The 18,683-nt window shown below is 45.1% G+C and carries 22 protein-coding genes; 12 read left to right on the forward strand and 10 right to left on the reverse strand.

The genetic code is table 11. The features are described from left to right. Nucleotides 1-101 precede the first annotated feature (101 nt). A complete protein-coding gene (locus tag AACV78_RS11395; RefSeq protein WP_194008323.1) occupies nt 102-797 on the forward strand; it encodes an NAD-binding protein in 696 nt (231 codons plus the stop codon). A gap of 243 nt (nt 798-1,040) precedes the next feature. On the opposite strand, the gene AACV78_RS11400 is transcribed toward AACV78_RS11395, so the two are convergent. Further along, on the reverse strand, nt 1,041-1,274 hold the full coding sequence (locus AACV78_RS11400; RefSeq protein WP_194008324.1) for a hypothetical protein: 234 nt from the start codon (nt 1,272-1,274) through the stop codon (nt 1,041-1,043). A 393-nt stretch (nt 1,275-1,667) separates the two neighbouring features. Between AACV78_RS11400 and AACV78_RS11405 the strand changes: the two genes are divergently transcribed. Beyond that, nucleotides 1,668-2,267 (forward strand): sulfite oxidase-like oxidoreductase, encoded by a 600-nt coding sequence (locus tag AACV78_RS11405; protein WP_194008371.1) that lies wholly within the window; start codon nt 1,668-1,670, stop codon nt 2,265-2,267. 90 nt (nt 2,268-2,357) lie between these two features. On the opposite strand, the gene AACV78_RS11410 is transcribed toward AACV78_RS11405, so the two are convergent. Continuing rightward, nucleotides 2,358-2,537: a hypothetical protein gene (locus AACV78_RS11410; protein ID WP_194008325.1), complete on the reverse strand. Its 180-nt coding sequence runs from the start codon at nt 2,535-2,537 to the stop codon at nt 2,358-2,360. Between the two features lie 357 nt (nt 2,538-2,894). On the opposite strand from AACV78_RS11410, the gene AACV78_RS11415 reads away from it, so the two are divergent. From AACV78_RS11415 to AACV78_RS11430, 4 genes are all read left to right on the forward strand, one after another. Beyond that, nucleotides 2,895-3,587, forward strand: a complete 693-nt coding sequence (locus AACV78_RS11415) for a PEP-CTERM sorting domain-containing protein (RefSeq protein WP_194008326.1) — start codon at nt 2,895-2,897, stop codon at nt 3,585-3,587. A 554-nt stretch (nt 3,588-4,141) separates the two neighbouring features. Further along, nucleotides 4,142-4,753: a DedA family protein gene (locus tag AACV78_RS11420; RefSeq protein WP_194008327.1), complete on the forward strand. Its 612-nt coding sequence runs from the start codon at nt 4,142-4,144 to the stop codon at nt 4,751-4,753. Between the two features lie 271 nt (nt 4,754-5,024). Further along, the gene (gene ahcY, locus AACV78_RS11425) at nt 5,025-6,302 is read left to right on the forward strand and encodes an adenosylhomocysteinase (protein ID WP_194008328.1); all 1,278 of its coding nucleotides are present in this window, start codon (nt 5,025-5,027) and stop codon (nt 6,300-6,302) included. A 307-nt stretch (nt 6,303-6,609) separates the two neighbouring features. Next, a complete protein-coding gene (locus AACV78_RS11430) occupies nt 6,610-7,224 on the forward strand; it encodes a DedA family protein (protein WP_194008329.1) in 615 nt (204 codons plus the stop codon). A gap of 160 nt (nt 7,225-7,384) precedes the next feature. On the opposite strand, the gene AACV78_RS11435 is transcribed toward AACV78_RS11430, so the two are convergent. Further along, complete coding sequence (locus tag AACV78_RS11435; RefSeq protein ID WP_194008330.1) at nt 7,385-7,555, reverse strand: hypothetical protein; 171 nt, start codon at nt 7,553-7,555, stop codon at nt 7,385-7,387. Between the two features lie 21 nt (nt 7,556-7,576). Between AACV78_RS11435 and AACV78_RS11440 the strand changes: the two genes are divergently transcribed. Continuing rightward, nucleotides 7,577-9,001, forward strand: coding sequence for an NADP-dependent isocitrate dehydrogenase (locus tag AACV78_RS11440; protein ID WP_194008331.1), 1,425 nt, complete (start codon nt 7,577-7,579; stop codon nt 8,999-9,001). A gap of 93 nt (nt 9,002-9,094) precedes the next feature. Here the strand turns inward: AACV78_RS11440 and AACV78_RS11445 are convergent, their stop codons facing one another. After that, on the reverse strand, nt 9,095-9,703 hold the full coding sequence (locus tag AACV78_RS11445) for a glutathione S-transferase N-terminal domain-containing protein (protein ID WP_194008332.1): 609 nt from the start codon (nt 9,701-9,703) through the stop codon (nt 9,095-9,097). 69 nt (nt 9,704-9,772) lie between these two features. On the opposite strand from AACV78_RS11445, the gene AACV78_RS11450 reads away from it, so the two are divergent. The 5 genes from AACV78_RS11450 (at nt 9,773) to AACV78_RS11470 (ending at nt 13,811) form a co-directional block, all read left to right on the forward strand. Beyond that, nucleotides 9,773-10,165, forward strand: coding sequence for a C6orf136 family protein (locus tag AACV78_RS11450; protein WP_194008333.1), 393 nt, complete (start codon nt 9,773-9,775; stop codon nt 10,163-10,165). Between the two features lie 77 nt (nt 10,166-10,242). Further along, nucleotides 10,243-10,437 carry a hypothetical protein gene (locus tag AACV78_RS11455; protein ID WP_194008334.1) on the forward strand — a complete coding sequence of 65 codons (195 nt, stop codon included), beginning with the start codon at nt 10,243-10,245 and terminating at the stop codon, nt 10,435-10,437. A gap of 137 nt (nt 10,438-10,574) precedes the next feature. Beyond that, complete coding sequence (locus tag AACV78_RS11460) at nt 10,575-12,383, forward strand: mechanosensitive ion channel family protein (RefSeq protein WP_194008335.1); 1,809 nt, start codon at nt 10,575-10,577, stop codon at nt 12,381-12,383. Nucleotides 12,384-12,420: 37 nt separating this feature from the next. Beyond that, the gene (locus AACV78_RS11465) at nt 12,421-12,561 is read left to right on the forward strand and encodes a hypothetical protein (protein ID WP_194008336.1); all 141 of its coding nucleotides are present in this window, start codon (nt 12,421-12,423) and stop codon (nt 12,559-12,561) included. A 77-nt stretch (nt 12,562-12,638) separates the two neighbouring features. Then, nucleotides 12,639-13,811: a TRC40/GET3/ArsA family transport-energizing ATPase gene (locus AACV78_RS11470; protein ID WP_106148286.1), complete on the forward strand. Its 1,173-nt coding sequence runs from the start codon at nt 12,639-12,641 to the stop codon at nt 13,809-13,811. A 106-nt stretch (nt 13,812-13,917) separates the two neighbouring features. Here the strand turns inward: AACV78_RS11470 and AACV78_RS11475 are convergent, their stop codons facing one another. The 6 genes from AACV78_RS11475 to AACV78_RS11500 form a co-directional block, all read right to left on the reverse strand. Beyond that, nucleotides 13,918-14,457, reverse strand: coding sequence for a type II toxin-antitoxin system VapC family toxin (locus AACV78_RS11475; RefSeq protein ID WP_194008337.1), 540 nt, complete (start codon nt 14,455-14,457; stop codon nt 13,918-13,920). A 17-nt stretch (nt 14,458-14,474) separates the two neighbouring features. Further along, nucleotides 14,475-14,687, reverse strand: coding sequence for a hypothetical protein (locus AACV78_RS11480; protein WP_194008338.1), 213 nt, complete (start codon nt 14,685-14,687; stop codon nt 14,475-14,477). Nucleotides 14,688-14,970: 283 nt separating this feature from the next. Beyond that, the gene (locus tag AACV78_RS11485; protein WP_228042187.1) at nt 14,971-15,591 is read right to left on the reverse strand and encodes a transglutaminase-like domain-containing protein; all 621 of its coding nucleotides are present in this window, start codon (nt 15,589-15,591) and stop codon (nt 14,971-14,973) included. Nucleotides 15,592-15,729: 138 nt separating this feature from the next. Next, a complete protein-coding gene (locus AACV78_RS11490) occupies nt 15,730-15,987 on the reverse strand; it encodes a BrnA antitoxin family protein (protein WP_194008339.1) in 258 nt (85 codons plus the stop codon). 2 nt (nt 15,988-15,989) lie between these two features. Then, the gene (locus AACV78_RS11495; RefSeq protein ID WP_194008340.1) at nt 15,990-16,256 is read right to left on the reverse strand and encodes a BrnT family toxin; all 267 of its coding nucleotides are present in this window, start codon (nt 16,254-16,256) and stop codon (nt 15,990-15,992) included. A 90-nt stretch (nt 16,257-16,346) separates the two neighbouring features. Then, entirely contained in the window at nt 16,347-18,683 is a 2,337-nt protein-coding gene (locus AACV78_RS11500) for a DNA phosphorothioation-associated putative methyltransferase (protein ID WP_194008341.1), read from the reverse strand.

The following is an 18,683-nucleotide window of genomic DNA, read 5'->3' on the forward strand; positions in this document are numbered from 1 at the left end:
GACAACCCAAATCAACTTTTACTATTTAGTCACAAATCAAAAGGAGGCGGCGCTGTCTTTGCTACAATTTAAAAAGCAAGACTTTCAGCGCTGGATATTGAGTGAACCTGTCATCTTTGAATTTTTTTAGCGGTTTGCGCGTCGAAAACAAGCAGTTTGCAGTTATTGGTTTGGGACGCTTTGGCAAAGCTGTGTGTTCGACCCTGCATGACTTGGGTTACGAAGTCCTCGCGGTTGACACCGACGAAAAAAAAGTAGCTCAAGCTTTGAACGATCGTATAGCTGCTCACGTTTTACAGTTAGATTCTACTGAGCCTAGCGCTCTTAGGGGAGCAGGTATATTTGAATTTGAAACGGTGATTGTGGCGATCGGCAATTACCTAGCAGAAAGCATTACCACCACCCTAAATCTTAAGGAAGGCGGGGTAAGTCACGTAATAGCCAAAGCTTCCTCGGAAACTCACTTGAAAATTTTGAAAAAAGTCGGCGCAGATCATGTGGTTTTTCCAGAACGAGAAATGGGCCACTCTTTGGCCCGAATTCTTACAAAACCCAGCATTTTAGAACGCTTTGATCTCGACCCAGATCACAGCATAGTTGAATTGCTCGTTCCAGAAAAGTTTGACGGTAAAACAATTTCGGATTTGGAACTCCGGCGCAGGTATGGTTTGAACTTGCTAGCAGTCGGTCGCACCGACAAGTTCGAGATCAATCCGCAGCCGAGCCAACGTTTGAGCAAGGGCGAGGTGATGGTAGTAATTGGTTCTAATAAAGATATCAATCGCTTACCAATTTAACAGCTCGCCATTTTACTCGCTCAATATGTAGTAGGATGCTTGTGGCGCACGTTATATTGTCTCCGCTCGAACCACAAGCTTTATCTTCTAATTTTTAACCGAAATATCTAAATTGAATTTCACCAATTTTGGGGTTGTTTCTTTCGTTGCGACCCTGTAAAAATATAGTGAAAATTTCAACTACCAAGTAGCAGCACCCGACAATAGAGCTTCGGCAAATCTAAAAGCCGTCGCCCTAAAAATTCAGCCTGCATTCAAAATATTTTGCAGGTAAGCTCTAGCCACAATCAGCACCGCCACAACTAAAGCGAGTTTAATAGGCCAAGGACACACCGCCACCAACCAAATTAACGAACACACTCCAACAATTGCAGCTAGCGGAGCCGGAATCCCGTCTAGCGTTCTGTTGTCAGTCCCGGCAGTCACCCACCAAGCAATCAAGCAGATAGTCAACGGAATCAAGCAACTTACGAGCATGGTTTTTACCTCATCTATTTTTGATATTTGAAATATGAGCCCATTGTAACGATACATCAAATTTTAGGCAAGGCACCATTAATTGCGATACAATTTAAGGTTAAAGAATTAATAAGCAAAAACAAGATTTTTTTAATTTTTAGCCAAAGATCTATCTAAAGGCAGATTTAAGTGGGAATCAGGTAAAATAGGCGTATTTTTAAGTGTGAATAAGTAGTCATGAATTATGATGGGCCCTGATTTGCATATAGCTTTTCAAGCTCTTATCTGAGGTAATATCCGGCATAGGGCATAGGGCATAGGGCATAGGACATAGGGCATAGGGTAGAGCTCACTTTGTTGAGAACCGCTATATACTGAGGATTGCAGTCAGTTACTGTAGAGCGCCAATCAATGCAAGGCAAATTTTTTCGCAAGCCAGAACCAGAAAACAGCGATCGCGTCCCTCCGGGCCAATACCTCGCCAACGGCTTTCCCGTGCTGACTTACGGGGATACACCCTCCGTCAGCATTGAGAGTTGGGAATTTAAAGTTTGGGGATTGGTAAAACCAAAAACCTTCACTTGGTCAGACTTCCAGGCCATGCCCCAAAGCAACTTTACTGCCGATTTTCACTGCGTCACCCGGTGGTCAAAACTCGATGTGCAGTGGACTGGAGTCAAAGTCACAGATTTTATGAACTATGTAGAAGTCGATCGCTCGGCTATGTACGTCCTCGAACACTGCTACGGCGACTACACCACCAACATTGCGATCGCCGACTTGATCCGAGAAGAAAACTTTTTCGCCCACACCGTCTTCGGCGAACCCCTGTCCCCAGACCACGGCGGCCCGATGCGGCTGGTAGTCCCCCACCTCTACGCCTGGAAAAGCGCGAAATGGATTAACGGCCTAGAGTTTACAGAAGCCGAACAACTCGGGTTTTGGGAACGCAACGGCTACCACCGCAGGGGCGAACCTTGGGCCGAGGAACGCTACAGCGGTTTGTTTTGATGCGGTCGAACGCAATTAGGCCTTCCCCAGACTTTCTACATATGATATTTGTTGAGAGGGAATTCGCTTTTTGACCGCTTAAAGCTGCATTCATCTCCTCTCGATCGCACCTTTGGGCTTTCTCACGGCCCCGAAACCCTTGAATTGAAGCAAAATACGTAAACTAGGGCGATCGTAGCTTGTACGTAATTTGCCCGATCGATCGACTACTTGCACTCCCCTACACAAGTCCCAAAACAACAAAGATTCCCAGTTTATGGTTAATACCAAGCTTTTTCAACTCTCCGTTGGCGCGCGTCTCCCCGTGTTTATACGTAAGTGTTAGTTGTCGATCGCCCGGACGGTGACTAAAATAAAAAATCAGCATAAACCAGACCCAAATAAAATTGGCAGTGCCACGCCTCCCTGCTTGCTACAGCACGGTTTCAAGCCACAATAGTTATAATTATTTTGTGTGCTTTTAAGGATCGCTCCCCCAGAATGCCAATCGGACAGACAGCATTTGTGAAGGATGTGTAAAGCCTTCATAAAGAGTCTGTCAAAATTAACCTCAAGTGTCAAAAACACCAAAAAGTATTGCATAATAAATATATTGAAGTAGTCGCACAAGGCAAAAGGAATCAGATTATGAATACCAAAATTTTATCCGCCCTAACAGCTACCGCAGCCGTCACAGCTATGTTGGGCGCAGCAGCTCCAGCTCATGCCTTCTCCTTTGGCACCAACGGCATCAGCTTCACCGAAGATACAAATGTCACATTTAACTTCCTAGAATCTCACGGTGCGTATACCTCCTCTTTGGGAATCTACGAAGTAAACAAGTCGGTGGCATCTCTAGTCAGCACGCTGTTCTCGGAAACTAAATCCTCAGACAACGGTGACTCTAACGAATGGAGAGGAACCTCTGGCAATACAGTCGCTTCAGGCCCCGTAACGTTCCAATTCCTGGCAAATAAAGTTTACACTTTGGGACTCAGCAGCCTCTACAATGGCGCTAGCGCGGGCACTGTCTACTCAACCTCTTCCTTGAACGGCGGGAGCCAGCAAGCCGTGTTTGGCGGACAGTCACTTTTGGGCGCACTCGACAAAGACACAACGAATGTCTTCAAAGCTGCTAAAAATTACAAAAACGGAGCCAGTTCTCTGTTGAACGGCGCAACCATCGGCTTTGACGATGCCGGTAACGGTAACGACAAAGACTTCCAAGACTTCACCGTGAGCGCAACAGTTCCCGAACCCATGACAATGACTGGTTTGGCTCTAGGCTTGGGCGGATTAATTGCAGCACGCCGTCGCCGCGCTAGCAAAGCAGCTTCCTAATTGTGTTTCAACGGGGACGACCGACTACATTCCGTTTAACAAGCAATCATATAACCGGCAGGCGCGCTGATAGGAAATCGGCTCGCCTTTTGCTTGAATGAAGAATAGAAATGGAAGTCGTCAAGCGTGAAGTCGGAAAAAAGAGGATTTTTGCCACTCTCCCACTCTCCCAATCTCCCAACTCAAAATTCAACATTCAAAACTCAATCGTCCTCAAGTGTTCGATCGAACTGAGATGTTGCACCTGTGGCAAAAACCGGGTTTCTGACCGAAGATATAGCATCAAAGCCTATATCTCTCGTTCAGAAACCCGGTTTTTATAAGTTTATTGAGAATGGTGTACGATATAGCCTTTCAAGCGAAAAATGAGGTACTATCCGGCATAGGGCATACCTCACGACGCTTGAATCGCCACCGCCGCCCTAGTTTTTGTCCGGCGCACCGGTGCTTCGGGAGGGTGCAATAGCCGATAACTATATCGAAAGAATCAATTATCTACTGTTTATATAATCGAGCGGACATGATATTAGTTAATTCCCCGGAAAAACAAAAAAATGAATTTTGATTTGCAGCAACTGATTAAAACCTTTGGTTATTTGGGAATTTGGGGTATTGTGTTCGCCGAATCTGGATTGCTGTTCGGTTTTTTTCTGCCGGGAGACAGCTTGTTGTTTGCTGCTGGAATTGTAGCGTCCGGGCCCAACTCTCTGAATATTTGGACGCTAATTTTTGGGTGTTTTGTCTGCGCTGTGGCTGGCGATAATGTTGGCTATGCAACCGGACACCGTTGGGGTCGCCGCTTATTTAATAAGGAAGATTCGTGGCTGTTTAAAAAAGAATATTTAGAAAAAACCGAAAATTTTTACGAAAAACACGGTCAAAAAGCAGTTGTACTGGCGAGATTTACGCCAATTGTCCGCACTTTTGCCCCGATAGTGGCGGGAGTGGCGGCAATGAAATACAAAACTTTTATGTTTTATAACCTGATCGGTGGGTTTTTGTGGACGGTGGGGTTAACGCTGATGGGTTTCTATTTGGGAAAGATGATTCCTCCTGAGAGAGTTGATGAATATTTACTGCCGATTGTTTGCGGAATAATTGTACTTTCTTTTGTGCCTTCAATTATTCATATAGTCCAAGAACGCCGCGCTGACAAAAAAGATTGACTCCGCCCTAGACCGAAATTGTCTGCAAAATTTAGATATCTCAGATCCATCTGTGGAGTAAATCTCTGATTATTCAATTTTTTAATCTAAAATTGACTGACTCTGCTGTGCTGGTGAACCCCGGCTACGATCGCAAATTGGTCGATCGAATACAATCAAAATTTAAGATTAGCAGCGTGCAGGGCGATCGAATAAAATCCTAGCACTTGCCCGCAGATAGGTAAATCTGCTAAAACTAACAGAGTTTGATGATTTCTGGAAAATAACATACATGGTAGCTACATCCGTCAAGATTAAACACGAAGTAAAAGACTTGTCCCTCGCCCCCTTGGGGAAGCAACGCATCGAGTGGGCCGGCCGGGAAATGCCAGTTTTGCGGCAAATTCAAGAACGCTTCGCTAAAGAAAAGCCCTTCGCAGGCATCCGTATTTCAGCTTGCTGCCACGTAACGACAGAAACAGCCCATTTGGCGATCGCCCTGAAAATGGGCGGCGCAGACGCTGTACTTATCGCTAGCAACCCCTTAAGCACCCAAGATGACGTAGCCGCTTGCTTAGTTGAAGACTACGGCATTTCCGTCTTCGCCCTCAGAGGAGAAGACGCGGCTACCTACGAACGGCACGTTAACACAGCCCTCGACCACCGCCCCAACATTATCATCGACGACGGTAGCGACGTAGTAGCAGCCCTGATCCAGCACCGCCCGAACCAAATTGCCGACTTGATCGGAACCACCGAAGAAACCACCACCGGCATCGTGCGCCTGCGGGCCATGTTGAAAGACGGCGTGCTGACTTTCCCCGCCATGAACGTCAACGACGCAGACACCAAGCACTTCTTCGACAACCGCTACGGCACCGGTCAATCTACCCTAGATGGCATTATCCGGGCTACCAACATCTTGTTGGCCGGCAAAAATATTGTGGTTGCAGGTTACGGCTGGTGCGGCAAAGGCACGGCACTGCGCGCCCGCGGCATGGGCGCTAACGTAATTGTCACCGAAATCGATCCGATTCGGGCGATCGAAGCAGTGATGGACGGTTTCCGCGTCATGCCAATGGACGAAGCAGCACAAGTCGGCGATATCTTCATCACCGTTACCGGCAACAAACACGTCATCCGTGCCGAACATTTCGACACCATGAAAGACGGCGCAATGGTTTGCAATTCCGGTCACTTTGACATTGAAATCGACCTCAAATCCCTCGGCACAAAAAGCACCGACGTGAAAACAGTTCGCTCTTTCACCCAAGAATACCGCCTCAACAATGGCAAGTCGATTATTGTCTTGGGCGAAGGCCGTTTGATTAACTTGGCAGCAGCCGAAGGACATCCCAGCGCCGTCATGGATATGAGCTTTGCTAACCAAGCTTTAGCCACTGAATATCTAGTCAAAAACCAAGGCAAGTTAGAAGCAGGAATTCATTCAATTCCTGTTGATGTTGACAAGGAAATTGCCCGTCTCAAATTGGAAGCAATGGGAATTCACATTGATACCTTGACAGCCGAGCAAATTGAGTACACCAACTCCTGGACTTCGGGAACTTAATCATAGCTCTTCGTTCCTAGGCCGAGCCTAGGAATGAATAGACGGAGGCTCTGCATCCCTGGTTCGCAGTCGAGGTAGAGCCTCTATATATGCGTTCCCAAGCAAAGCCTGGGAACGAGGAATTCATTGTTCATTCTTCCTGATGACTTCTTCCTGATAACTAATAACGTTCGCGAACTCTTAACCTCGCAAAACATGACGTTGGACGTTGGACGTTCTGGGACAGAAAAATATGACTAATGACCAATGACCAATGACCAATGACTAATGACTAATGACTGTACCTCTTACCAATTATTAAATCAAAATGGTTGAATGGATAACTAGCACAATGGAGTCGATGGGCTATCTGGGAATAGGCCTATTGATGTTTTTGGAAAACCTTTTCCCGCCCATACCCTCAGAATTGATTATGCCGCTGGCAGGATTCACCGCATTCAAGGGCGATATGCAGTTGTCACCGGCGATCGCAGCAGGTACGATCGGTACAATTCTGGGCGCGCTTCCCTGGTACTATGCGGGTAAATTATTGAGCGAAGAACGCTTGAGGGATTTAGCCGACAAATACGGCAAATGGATCGCAGTATCCGGCGCCGATATTGACAAAGCAAATAGATGGTTTACCAGACACGGCAACAAAGCCGTATTTTTGTGTCGCCTCGTACCGGGAGTTCGCACCCTGATTTCCCTGCCCGCTGGCATCAATAATATGCCTTTAATTCCTTTTTTACTATACTCAACAGGAGGCACTCTTTTATGGGTAAGTTTCCTGACTTTTGCCGGATATAAACTAGGGCAAAATTATACGCTGGTAGAGGAATATCTAGACCCGGTTTCCAAAATAGTTGTGGTGATTATTGTTATTTGGTTTATATTGTGGGTTGTCAAAAAGAATATGCAGAAGCAAAAATATCGCAAATAAACCCAGAACTCCTCAAAATAATCTGCGTTAATCTGCTATCATCTTCAGTCAAAAAAAATCACCGTTGTGATTTGCTTCAACGATGTCCCGAACAGTAGCGCTGAAAGATAGATGGGCATACTTGAGAGAAACTTCTGCTATTTTTGCTACTTTATTAAATTTAGTGGGAAATTGGCATCGCCAGCTTGTGACAGCCATCGCTTCTTCCTTCTTCCTTCTTCCTTCTTTCTTCTTTCTTCTTCCTTCTTCCTTCTTCCTTCTTCCTTCTTCCTTCTTCCTTCTTCCTTCTTCCTTCTTCCTTCTGGTATAATCGTGGCAAAATAGGGAACATTGGTATCCGCACTGTTAAGATATGTACGAAAAAATTGTAGCCCCGACAACTGGTTCTAAAATTACTTTCAAAGACGGTTTGCCGATCGTCCCCAACGACCCAATTATTCCCTTCATACGCGGCGACGGTACGGGCGTGGACTTGTGGCCAGCATCGCAGAAAGTCATGGATGCCGCAGTAGAACAGGCTTACGGCGGCCAGCGAAAAATTAACTGGTTCAAGATTTACGTAGGCGACGAAGCCTGCGATGTCTACGGTACATACCAATATTTGCCCCAAGATTCCCTAGACGCCATCAAAGAATACGGAGTCGCCATCAAAGGCCCGCTGACAACCCCAATCGGTGGCGGAATTCGATCGCTAAACGTAGCATTGCGGCAAATCTTTGACCTCTACGCCTGCGTGCGCCCCTGCAAATATTACGATGGAACCCCATCGCTGCACAAAACTCCCGAACTCCTAGATGTAATTATTTACCGGGAAAATACAGAAGATATTTACCTAGGAATTGAATGGGCAAAAGGCAGCGAAATCGGCAAAAAGTTGATTGAATACCTCAACAATGAATTAATTCCCGCAACACCCGAACACGGCAAAAAACAAATTCGCCTCGATTCGGGAATCGGCATTAAACCAATTAGCAAAAGCGGTTCCCAGCGTTTAGTGCGGCGGGCCATGACCCACGCTTTGCGGTTGCCAAAAGACAAGCAACAAGTAACCTTGGTGCACAAAGGCAACATCATGAAATACACCGAAGGAGCTTTCCGAGATTGGGGTTACGAACTAGCAACCACCGAATTTCGGAGCCAATGCGTGACAGAAAGAGAATCTTGGATTCTCAGCAACAAAGAACGCAATCCCGAGATTAGCTTAGAAGATAATTCCCGCCAAATCGATCCGGGATACGATGCCTTGACTCCCGAAAAACAAGCCAAAATCCGCCAAGAAGTTGCCGACGTTCTGTTTGCAATTTGGGACAGTCACGGTAACGGTAAGTGGCAAGAAAAAATCATGGTTAATGACAGAATTGCTGATAGTATTTTTCAGCAAATTCAAACCAGGCCAGGCGAATATTCGATTTTGGCAACCATGAATTTAAACGGCGATTACTTATCCGATGCGGCGGCTGCAATTGTCGGCGGATTGGGAATGGGCCCCGGCGCGAATATTGGCGATGAATGTGCAGTTTTTGAGGCGACTCACGGCACTGCACCGAAACACGCCGGTTTGGATAAAGTCAATCCCGGTTCCCTGATTTTGTCGGGGGTAATGATGTTAGAATATATGGGATGGCAGGAAGCAGCAGATTTAATTAAGAAGGGTTTGGGCGCGGCCATTTCTAACGGTGAAGTTACCTACGATTTGGCAAGGTTGATGGAACCACCTGTGCCGGAACTGAAGTGTTCTGAGTTTGCGGATGCGATTATTCACCATTTCGCGGATTAGGTTTTAAAGATTTTTTTAACCGCAGGTGAACGCGGACAAACTTAGATATAATTAATGATATCTTTGTTTGTCTGCGGTTAATCTTTTTGATTTTTACATCGCGGGGACAGCCATGCCGCGCTCAACTGCTGGGCGCTTCTGCAAGGTTTCTACCCAGCGTTTGAGGTGGGGGTGGTTGTCGAGGGTTAATCCTTGAAATTCGTAAATAGCAACCCAGGGATAAATAGCCATATCGGCAATTGAATATTCGCCGCAGATATATTCAAATTTTGCTAGTTGAGTGTCTAATACTCCGTAGAGTCGCAAGGTTTCTGTTTCGTAGCGTTGAATTGCATAGGGAATTTGTTCGGGTGCAAAGCGTTTGAAGTGGTTTAGCTGACCGAACATTGGGCCGACACTGGCCATTTGAAACATCAGCCACTCGATAACTTGAAAGTATTTTTCTTTTTCGGTGGGTAGAAATTTGCCGCTTTTTTCTGCTAGATAGATCAGGATGGCGCCGGACTCGAAGACGGTGATGCCGTTATCGCGATCGACTATTGCCGGAATTTTGCTGTTGGGGTTGATGGCGATAAACTCTGGGCTAAATTGGTCATTTTTTTTGATGTCGATGATGTGCGTGTTGTAGGGTAAACCTATTTCTTCGAGCATAATCGAGACTTTGCGTCCGTTGGGTGTCGTAAAAGTGTAGAGGTCGATCATAAATTGTCCGCCTTTTCTGTAGCAGGTATAAACTATATTATAATCATTTTAGGCAAATCACTAATCGTAATGGATATTATTCAAGTTATCACCGAGGACTACCGTAGATTTCCCAAAAATCAGACTTACAGCATTTATGCTAAAGATGTTTATTTTGAAGACCCTCTAAATCGATTTACAGGAGTCGATCGCTACCAAAAAATGCTGGGGTTTATGGGGACTTTTTTTCAACAAATTCAACTCGATTTGCACGATATTTCTCAGTCGGGAGATGCCATAGAAACTCGCTGGACTCTGAGTTGGATCGCACCGCTACCTTGGAAACCAAAAATGGCGATTAGCGGGAGAAGCGAACTGAATGTCAACAGCGACGGTTTAATCGTTTCCCACATTGATTACTGGAACTGTTCGCGCTTTGATGTTCTCAAACAACTGATATTTCCCGTCGCTACTCAAAAGTGACTGTCGCTTGCTGTGTTACCTTTGCTTGCTATGCACCAGGTAAAACCTTTTTTAATTTGCCCGATTAAAAGCGATAGATGATTGCCGATCGCGCGATCGCAGAATTTACCAGCCACTACTATGACAGCGCCTCAATTTCTCATCTAGTCAAACAGTCTTGGCTGCAGCGTTATAATGGCAGCTTTGGTGGCGAAACCGGCGATCGAACTCAACACTTTAGTCGATCGAGTCAGGGTTCACCACCATCATTTGCTCAATTCTTCTGGCTTTGAGCGATCGAACCTAAAGGCCACCCTGTTGCGCCATCATCCTTGGCTTAATGGCGACAGCGCAGATTGCGCCATCAACTGCATTCTGTAGCAATCAAACCTAGGTGAGACCTTGATACAAATATGCAATGTGTAGAAAAATGTCTTGCTTGAACTGGATAAATCTTAATTCTCGTCGAACTAATTACCTGTGGCGCAAAATTGCCTTGGCAATTGGTGCATTCATCTTCCTCTTGGGCGCGTCGATAGTGCCAGTGGTCGGACAACCCTCATCTCCAGAACCACAGCGATTATTCAATATTTATTCCGCCAACGATAGCACTAACTTTGTTGTCGGTGATGTTTATTTAGATGGTCGTTCAATATTTGCTTTGACAGCTCCTGCGCTCAACACCAAGCAGCAAGAAGCAATTTCTCTTTCACCCATTCAGCAAAGAGTAAAAGCCGTTACAAATCAGCTTCAAGGAATTGCCAATACCAACTTTGAACCGGGAAAATTAGAAGTCGATTACAGCGTAGACCAAACGAGTCAACTTCCAATTATTTCTGTTAATAAAAACTATTTGATGACCGTTACCACTGACGATGCTCGCCTGTACGGAGTCGAGCTAACCACTCACGCTCAAAACTTGACTCAAATTATTAAAAACGCCCTGCTTGCGTCTCAACGGGAGCATCAGCCAAAGTTTTTAGCAAAGCAGGCATTGCGAGCGGGCGGAGTCATCCTATTTATGCTCCTGCTCAGTCTGGGAATGCGCCTCAGACAGCGCTATATCAAAGCCCGTTATGCAGCAGTCTTAACACAAATCGAACAACTCAATGCTTCCCAAGAGCAAGTAGAAAATTTGTCTGAACAGGAGCAGGATGAAGCTGCAGCGATTGCTTGCAAACAGCAACAAAAAATTGCTCGGAAGCAGCGGCTCAAATTTTGGTATGAAGTGCGACAGCGGTTATTGCAACTCTGCCAGCTTGGCCTGTGGGGAGGCGGAATTTCATTTTGTTTGAGCCTGTTTCCACAGACTCGATGGCTGCAATCACTATTGCTGAAAAGTGTGAGCGTCACCTTACTCAACTTAATCTTAATTGGGGCTGCAACTTACCTAATACTTCGCATCAGCTTCGTTGTAATTGACCATTTTGTAGCAGCTCTCAGTCAGGGCCAATTCCTTCCAGACAGTGCATCAGTCCGCAGGATTCAGCGGCTAAAAACCTTTTCTGGCGTGATGAAGGGAGCTAGCGGTTTCTGTTGTATTGCTGCTGGCGGATTGACTGCTTTGTCAATTTTGGGTGTTAACATTGTGCCGCTTTTGGCAAGTGTGAGTATTTTTGGGTTGGCGATTTCTTTTGGCTCTCAAAGTCTTGTCAAAGACATGATTAACGGATTGTTTTTTCTTTTGGAGGATCAGTATGGCGTTGGCGATATAATCACTGCTAACAATGAAAGTGGAACCGTGGAAACAATGAACCTGCGGGTAACTCAATTACGGAACCAAGATGGCGATCTAATTAGTATTCCAAATGGCAGTATTACTATGGTAAAAAACCATACTAGCAGTTGGTCTCGTGTGAATTTAGGTATTGAGGTTGCTTATAATACCGATATTGACCGTGCGATCGCCGTAATTAAAAAAGCAGCGACTCAAATGAGTTTGGATTCTGAGTGGCAAGAATTAATATTAGAACCTCCCAAGGTACTGGGCGTTGATGCGTTTGGTGAAAATAGCATTACGATTCGCCTCTTGATTCAAACTCAACCCCTGAAAAAGTGGGAAGTCGGACGCGAGTTTCGCCGGCGATTGAAGCAGGTATTTGATGAAGAAAAAATTTCTATGCCATTCCCCCAGCAGTCCATCTGGTTTAAAAATTCGCTGCAAGATGTCTCAAAGGGCGATCGTAATTCCAATGGATCGCACGCTTTAGATGAAAAGTATGACCAAAAAATGCGATGAGTTCGCGATCGATTGACAACGATCGCATCGATTCCTAGTGCGGACTGAAGTCCGCACTACGAACCTGACGCGCGATCGCTCCATCGGACACGATTTAACTTTTATTTCTATTGACATCGCACCGATTTCGTGCTGTGTTGACAATTGGCTGTGTCCGGCGGGCGATCGACCAAATTGATTCCCCGGCTAAATTAATCTTCGTTACACAACGTTACAATATATAAGTAAAGAACTTTCAGGCGAGCTAAACAATCAATGCGCTTAATATTAATGACCGGAAAAGGCGGTGTCGGCAAAACCTCCGTAGCCGCTGCTACGGGCTTGCGATGCGCCGAATTGGGATACAAAACCCTAGTGCTGAGCACAGATCCCGCCCACTCCCTAGCCGACAGCTTCGACATGGAACTCGGACACGATGCTCGACTGGTCAAACCCAATTTGTGGGGAGCAGAATTGGACGCTCTCAGGGAATTAGAAGGCAATTGGGGAGCAGTCAAACGCTACATTACTCAAGTTTTGAAAGCGCAGGGACTTGAGGGCGTGCAAGCTGAAGAATTAGCCATTTTGCCGGGAATGGACGAAATATTTGGTTTAGTGCGGATGAAACGCCATTACGACGAGGGCATATATGATGTTTTAATTATCGATTCCGCCCCCACAGGTACAGCATTGCGACTGCTAAGTTTGCCGGAAGTTGGCGGCTGGTACATGAGAAAATTTTACAAGCCTTTGCAAGGTATATCTGTTGCCCTCAGACCTTTAGTTGAACCGTTTTTTAGACCACTTGCGGGCTTTTCTTTACCAGACAAAGAGGTGATGGATGCACCTTATGAATTTTACGAACAAATCGAAGCTTTGGAAAAAATTTTAACTGACAATACTGTAACTTCGGTCAGGTTAATTACTAATCCTGAAAAAATGGTAATTAAAGAATCTTTGCGGGCTCACGCCTATTTGAGTTTGTACAATGTTGCCACAGATTTAATTGTCGCCAACCGGATTATTCCTGAAGAAGTAACCGATCCATTTTTCAAGCGCTGGAAAGAGAACCAGCAGCAGTACAAGCAGGAAATTCACGAAAATTTTCGGCCGCTACCTGTAAAAGAAGTCCCGCTTTATTCCGAGGAAATGTGCGGTTTGCCGGCTTTGGAACGCTTGAAAGAAACGCTTTATGCAGATGAAGACCCAAGCAAGGTTTATTACACAGAAAATACGATTAGAATTGTGCAGGACAACAATCAATATGTTCTCGAACTGTATTTGCCGGGAATTGCTAAGGATCAAATTCAGTTGACGAAAACGGGAGATGAGTTGAATGTTCGGATTGGGAATCACCGCCGCAATATGGTTTTGCCGCAAGCTTTAGCCGCGCTGCAACCTTCCGGCGCGAAGATGGAGGATGATTATTTGAAGATTAAGTTTGCTTAACAAGACTTACCAAAAAAAATCCGGTTTATCCCTTGAGATGTTGAGGCATAAACCGGGTTTTTGACCCAACGTGTATAATTTCTGTAATACAGAAAAACGGACGATATCATTGATTGTAAGGGGCTGACCAGTCTTCTATTCGTAACTCTAAGACTTGTCCAAAATCTGACTTATTACGGGTGAGTAAGGTTGCGTTGTTGATTAGAGTAATGGCAGCAATTTTCAAATCCATATTTCCGAGACGGGGATACATTTTTCGCAGGCGTTGATGTTCCAAAGCAGCCGCACGATTAAAAGGAATAATCACGATAGATTGATAGTCGAGTGCAAGTTGCTGTAGTCCTTGATAATACCATTTTTCTAAAATCGTGCAACACTCTTCGACCCCCCCTAGCCCCCCCTTGTAAAGGGGGGGGACAAGAACACTGTTGCATTCTTTTTTAAAATTGGTATAAGCCAAGATTTGTTCATCTAATGTTCTTGCTTTGGACAGGAAATTGAGCCGTCCTCTAACTTGTTCTTCGTAGGTAATTACAGTCACTGCAACTTCCAGTTCTTCTATAACTGCCAGTCTTGCTAAGATTTGCTTTCCCTCTTGCCCATTGCGCTGGATGAAACTGAGATGGTCGGTGTCAAGAATATACATCGTAAGAAGGTATTGAGCTATTCAGCAGACTTACGCCATTCTTCTCCGAGGCGAAATGCTTCGTCAAAGGTAGGATCGTTTTCAAAACTACCCGCAACTTTTAGCCACCAAGGAGATTTTTTCTTAACAAATACAGATAGCATCTGTTTCATTTGTGCTAGTTCAGTTTCTAAAGTTGCAACTCGCGATTCGAGATGTTGAGATGGGTCTTCAATCTGTTGGGAGATCATATAATTTGTTACCAAGATAGAGTTATACGGCTATTGTAGCAATATCTTTGCGATCGCAAGCCTATCTACTCAATAGACCTTTTGCAAAAATAACTAAGACGGGCTTTCCGGCCCATCCCACAAGAATTATTTTTTATTGTGGGTGTCTCGCCTGCCCTATAAATTGATGAAAAGGACTTTTGCAAGAGGTCTATAGTGCCTAACTTAAACTGTATAAAAACATTGTAGCAAGATGTCTAACGCTTTGCGTCGGTTTTAGCCCTGTCGGTTTTTGAGGTATTTTTCATCGCGTTTGAAATAATAGTAACCCATAACTATTCGCGGACTCCAACGAAATGTCTGGGAGATTGCGAAGCAGATCGTCCCATGTATTCTGTCCTTGCAATGCTTCTATAACGACTGGAAGCGGCTCTGAGAATATGGCTGGAAAATCTGCTTCTTCAGGAAACTGAATCTTAAAAGCTAACTGTTCTTGAGGTGGAATGAATTGAGCGTTGACTCCTTCTTTGTTACCTCTGGCATCAACCCGATACCAACCAACTTCAGGTAAATGAATGGCATTGAAACCGTGCAATGAGTAAGGCGCACCTTTATCATCAATACTCAACCGCTGGTAACAAAGACCTGCTGGAATATCATTTGCTCTTAGTAACGCTGCTAACAAGTGACTTTTCGCATAGCAATAACCTGTTTTGTGCTGAAGAACATCTGAAGCTCGACAGGTAACAGGACTCATTTGATAGTCATAACTGTGACGAATTTCATCTCTAACCCACTCAAAACACGCTTTGGCGATCGCCCTTGGTGTCTGATGTCCCGATGCGATTTGTTTAGCACATCCCCTAATTTCGGGATGCTGCCAATCAATAACTTCACTCACTTTCAAGTATTCTTCCATTTCCATGACTATTAGTCCTCATACTTTTGTATGCAGTCGATTCTAGCCCTGTCGGTTTTTGAGGTATTGTTCATCGCGTCTGCATTCATAAAACAGTGACTTTCATAATGAGATACCGTGTCATGTTAGCCCTCTGCAAGCACTTCACTTTTCAATCCGCTGAAGTTCTTCTCGTACAACTCTTCGCAAAGTTTCTTCCAAAGGCTCAGAACTCTGCTGGATATGTTGACGCAACGCTTCATTAATCAAGGTGTGGTAATTCCCTCCATCTGCTAAATGAACTTGTTCGCGAAACCACGCTAAAACCTCATCATCTAACCAGATTGCGATCCGAGTTTTCTCAGGTAATGTTGGATCGATCGCCCCTCGCTTACCCTGACTAAAATCATACTCTGTTTCCATGACTATTCCTCCTCGTACTGCTGTCGCTCTTGCCTAGTCGCTTTGCGGGCAGAAATAAGTCGAATTTCATCACCCCGCAATGTGTAAACAACAACCAAAACTCTGGCAAAGCCATCCATGCCAATCGTGACGAATCGTTCTTCATCAAAACGCTCATCTGGAATTGTAATTGCCAGATCATCTGAGAAAACCGATACTGCATCAGCAAAGTCGATACCATGTTTGCGAAGATTGGCTGCTGCTTTCTCTGGATTCCATTGGTAAGTCATCTCAATTATAGTATGCACATCTGTACATACTACCAGGAAGAAAACACTTGTCACCTGTTCTCGTCCTACCAATGACCTTAGAACACCGTCCTATCTTAAAGATATAACTTCCTCTCCCTCTTCTTTCCCATCCTCTGCGCTCTCTGTTTCCTCTGCGGTTCCTTCACTCTTTCCCGCATTAACCTCAATTTTTTTATGCTGGCGTTCCGACGCATTTGTTTTCAGCATTTTCAACTTTTCCGGGTCAGCATCCGATCGCCAAAACAACTTATGACCCTTAATTCTCACGCAATTGTCCTCCAAACACTTCACCCATTCCCGATATTTCTTAACGACAGAACCATCAAAAATCCCTAACTTTGCCTCTTGGCGGGTGAGTTTCGCGAACTTTTCGTAATGCGGATAATTCGGATTGACAAAAGCTTCTTTTTTAACTAAAATTGGCGGATTGTACGCATCTGAATAGTCTTCGTAGCTGACAGAAAGGTCGCGTAAATGTATGTGCATAGACCTGTGGAGGACTGGATGCGGGTTAGTGTCAAAATCGGGATAAAATAAATAGGATATCTGCGGTTTTCGAGTGTGAAATTTGATGATTGTAGCACCGTCAAGCCTGCCAATTGTGCGGTTGGCGCAGCCTTCGTAAAGTCGCAGCAAAGGGTCAAGTTCTTCTAAACATGAGACGTGAACTGAAAGGGAACCGGGTTGTTTGTAGCCGATCGCGCTATCCTCGCAACAATCCGCCACAATATCAGCTTTGCCCAAACTGTATAGCATTAAATCTGCCAAAGTGCAAGCTTTTTGATAACTGTCAAACAAACCCTTAATGTCATTGCGGATTTGAACTGGAAGCCGGCGCATCGAAGGACGCACCGCGTCGCCATCCTGTAGGGAATCGCCCAAACGGTTGAGAGCGAGATATACTAGCAAATCCTGGCGGCGCTTGTCGGCGATTTTCTCCCAATCATCCGCATCCGTTGCTTGCAAAATCACCCTCCAAGCGCGGTTAAAACTGTGGAATTCCTGCTTAATTGGCGATTCTTCCGCTAATTCGTCTTTCACCGGAAGACGCCCCCGATCGCTCACAAAAGCCATCAAAGGAGCCAGTATTTCCGCATAATCCTCAAATCGCTTGACTTGCGATCGCACTCTGGGAGTCGATAAGCGCGATCGAAACCGAGAAGCCCGAAAACCCTCACCCGCCGTCGCATCCCGAAACACAAAATAAATCCCCAAAGCCACAGGAATCGCATCAACATTCAAAACTTGGTCAATATAAACCTTCAACTCTTGCTGTTCGTAATACTTCTGAAAAGTATTGCGAGAAGTAATCACCCCATCCCCATAAGCAATTTGACCGCGATCGCCATCATCAATCAAAACCTGAGCCGCCACAACCAATAAATTCTTAGTTAAATCCCAAGCATTCAGCAAAGCTTCTCGGCGTTCCCCCAAAGATTCAATCACATTAATTACATAACCAACATTCACAATATCAGCATGAATTCGCGGAGTTTCCGGCTGATAGTACGGGTCCCAACCCGCAGCCTCATAACCCTCTCCCGCAATATATTTAACATCGCCGCCATAGCCGCAACCGTAATCAAAAAAAGTCATCCCATCCACAAACAAATCCGATTCCAAAACCAAACGCACCGGCTTAGAAACAGAGTTTCGTACCATCGCAGCTTTGTGTCGCTCGATTTTGGGAATTGAAAGCTCGGTATTCTGCTGTTTCAAACGTTCGACAACAGCATGATCTTGAATTTCTACACCGCAATATCCCAAATATTTCAGCCAACCCTCGCGAGTCCCGATAACGCTAGTATTGTCAAGCAGTCCCCATCCTTCCTCGCAGCGAGTCAGTCGAGCAAACTTTTTGTAATTGGGATAATCCGCAGTTACAAAAGTTTCCTTGCGGTGCAAAACCGGGGGATTTTCGCTGTTGCTGTAATCAAAACATTTAACTTCGCCTGTTTCCAGATTAATTTGGATGCTGGTTTGCAAAGCAGGGTGAGCGTCTGTGTCGAAATCCGGGTAAAAAAGATAAGATATTTTAGGTTGCTGGAGTGAAAATTTAACTAAAGTTGCTTCATCAATGTTTTCGAGATTTTGTCTGGCACAATTTTCGTAAATTGCGAGGACAGGATTTAGCGCTGACAACGCAGAAACGTGAATGTAAAAAGCTGTCGGTAATTTTTTGCCAACTTTGCTTTCCCGACAGCAGCGAGCTACTTTTTCCACAATACAATTTACCGCAACTCCCCCGTTATCGGGCAGAGACTGGTAATGCAATTCCAGAGGTTCTGCTTCTGGTTCCTGCAACAAAATTTGTTGAGCAAAGGCCATCAAAGGTGTTAGCAGTTCTCGATCGTTTTCTAAGGGTTGGGTATCTAAAATAGGGTTGTTACTGATATCGTAGGTCAT

The sequence above is a fragment of the Tychonema sp. LEGE 07196 genome (assembly GCF_963890365.1).
Classification (GTDB): domain Bacteria; phylum Cyanobacteriota; class Cyanobacteriia; order Cyanobacteriales; family Microcoleaceae; genus Microcoleus.

Bases quoted from the DNA above. Each gene is read 5' to 3' on its own strand.
- AACV78_RS11400 (WP_194008324.1), bottom strand. From the start codon at position 1,274: ATGCTCGTAAGTTGCTTGATTCCGTTGACTATCTGCTTGATTGCTTGG.
- AACV78_RS11405 (WP_194008371.1), top strand. From the start codon at position 1,668: ATGCAAGGCAAATTTTTTCGCAAGCCAGAACCAGAAAACAGCGATCGC.
- AACV78_RS11415 (WP_194008326.1), top strand. From the start codon at position 2,895: ATGAATACCAAAATTTTATCCGCCCTAACAGCTACCGCAGCCGTCACA.
- AACV78_RS11420 (WP_194008327.1), top strand. From the start codon at position 4,142: ATGAATTTTGATTTGCAGCAACTGATTAAAACCTTTGGTTATTTGGGA.
- ahcY (WP_194008328.1), top strand. From the start codon at position 5,025: ATGGTAGCTACATCCGTCAAGATTAAACACGAAGTAAAAGACTTGTCC.
- AACV78_RS11430 (WP_194008329.1), top strand. From the start codon at position 6,610: ATGGTTGAATGGATAACTAGCACAATGGAGTCGATGGGCTATCTGGGA.
- AACV78_RS11435 (WP_194008330.1), bottom strand. From the start codon at position 7,555: ATGTTCCCTATTTTGCCACGATTATACCAGAAGGAAGAAGGAAGAAGG.
- AACV78_RS11440 (WP_194008331.1), top strand. From the start codon at position 7,577: ATGTACGAAAAAATTGTAGCCCCGACAACTGGTTCTAAAATTACTTTC.
- AACV78_RS11445 (WP_194008332.1), bottom strand. From the start codon at position 9,703: ATGATCGACCTCTACACTTTTACGACACCCAACGGACGCAAAGTCTCG.
- AACV78_RS11450 (WP_194008333.1), top strand. From the start codon at position 9,773: ATGGATATTATTCAAGTTATCACCGAGGACTACCGTAGATTTCCCAAA.
- AACV78_RS11455 (WP_194008334.1), top strand. From the start codon at position 10,243: ATGATTGCCGATCGCGCGATCGCAGAATTTACCAGCCACTACTATGAC.
- AACV78_RS11460 (WP_194008335.1), top strand. From the start codon at position 10,575: ATGTCTTGCTTGAACTGGATAAATCTTAATTCTCGTCGAACTAATTAC.
- AACV78_RS11470 (WP_106148286.1), top strand. From the start codon at position 12,639: ATGCGCTTAATATTAATGACCGGAAAAGGCGGTGTCGGCAAAACCTCC.
- AACV78_RS11475 (WP_194008337.1), bottom strand. From the start codon at position 14,457: ATGTATATTCTTGACACCGACCATCTCAGTTTCATCCAGCGCAATGGG.
- AACV78_RS11480 (WP_194008338.1), bottom strand. From the start codon at position 14,687: ATGATCTCCCAACAGATTGAAGACCCATCTCAACATCTCGAATCGCGA.
- AACV78_RS11485 (WP_228042187.1), bottom strand. From the start codon at position 15,591: ATGGAAATGGAAGAATACTTGAAAGTGAGTGAAGTTATTGATTGGCAG.
- AACV78_RS11490 (WP_194008339.1), bottom strand. From the start codon at position 15,987: ATGGAAACAGAGTATGATTTTAGTCAGGGTAAGCGAGGGGCGATCGAT.
- AACV78_RS11495 (WP_194008340.1), bottom strand. From the start codon at position 16,256: ATGACTTACCAATGGAATCCAGAGAAAGCAGCAGCCAATCTTCGCAAA.
- AACV78_RS11500 (WP_194008341.1), bottom strand. From the start codon at position 18,683: ATGACCTACGATATCAGTAACAACCCTATTTTAGATACCCAACCCTTA.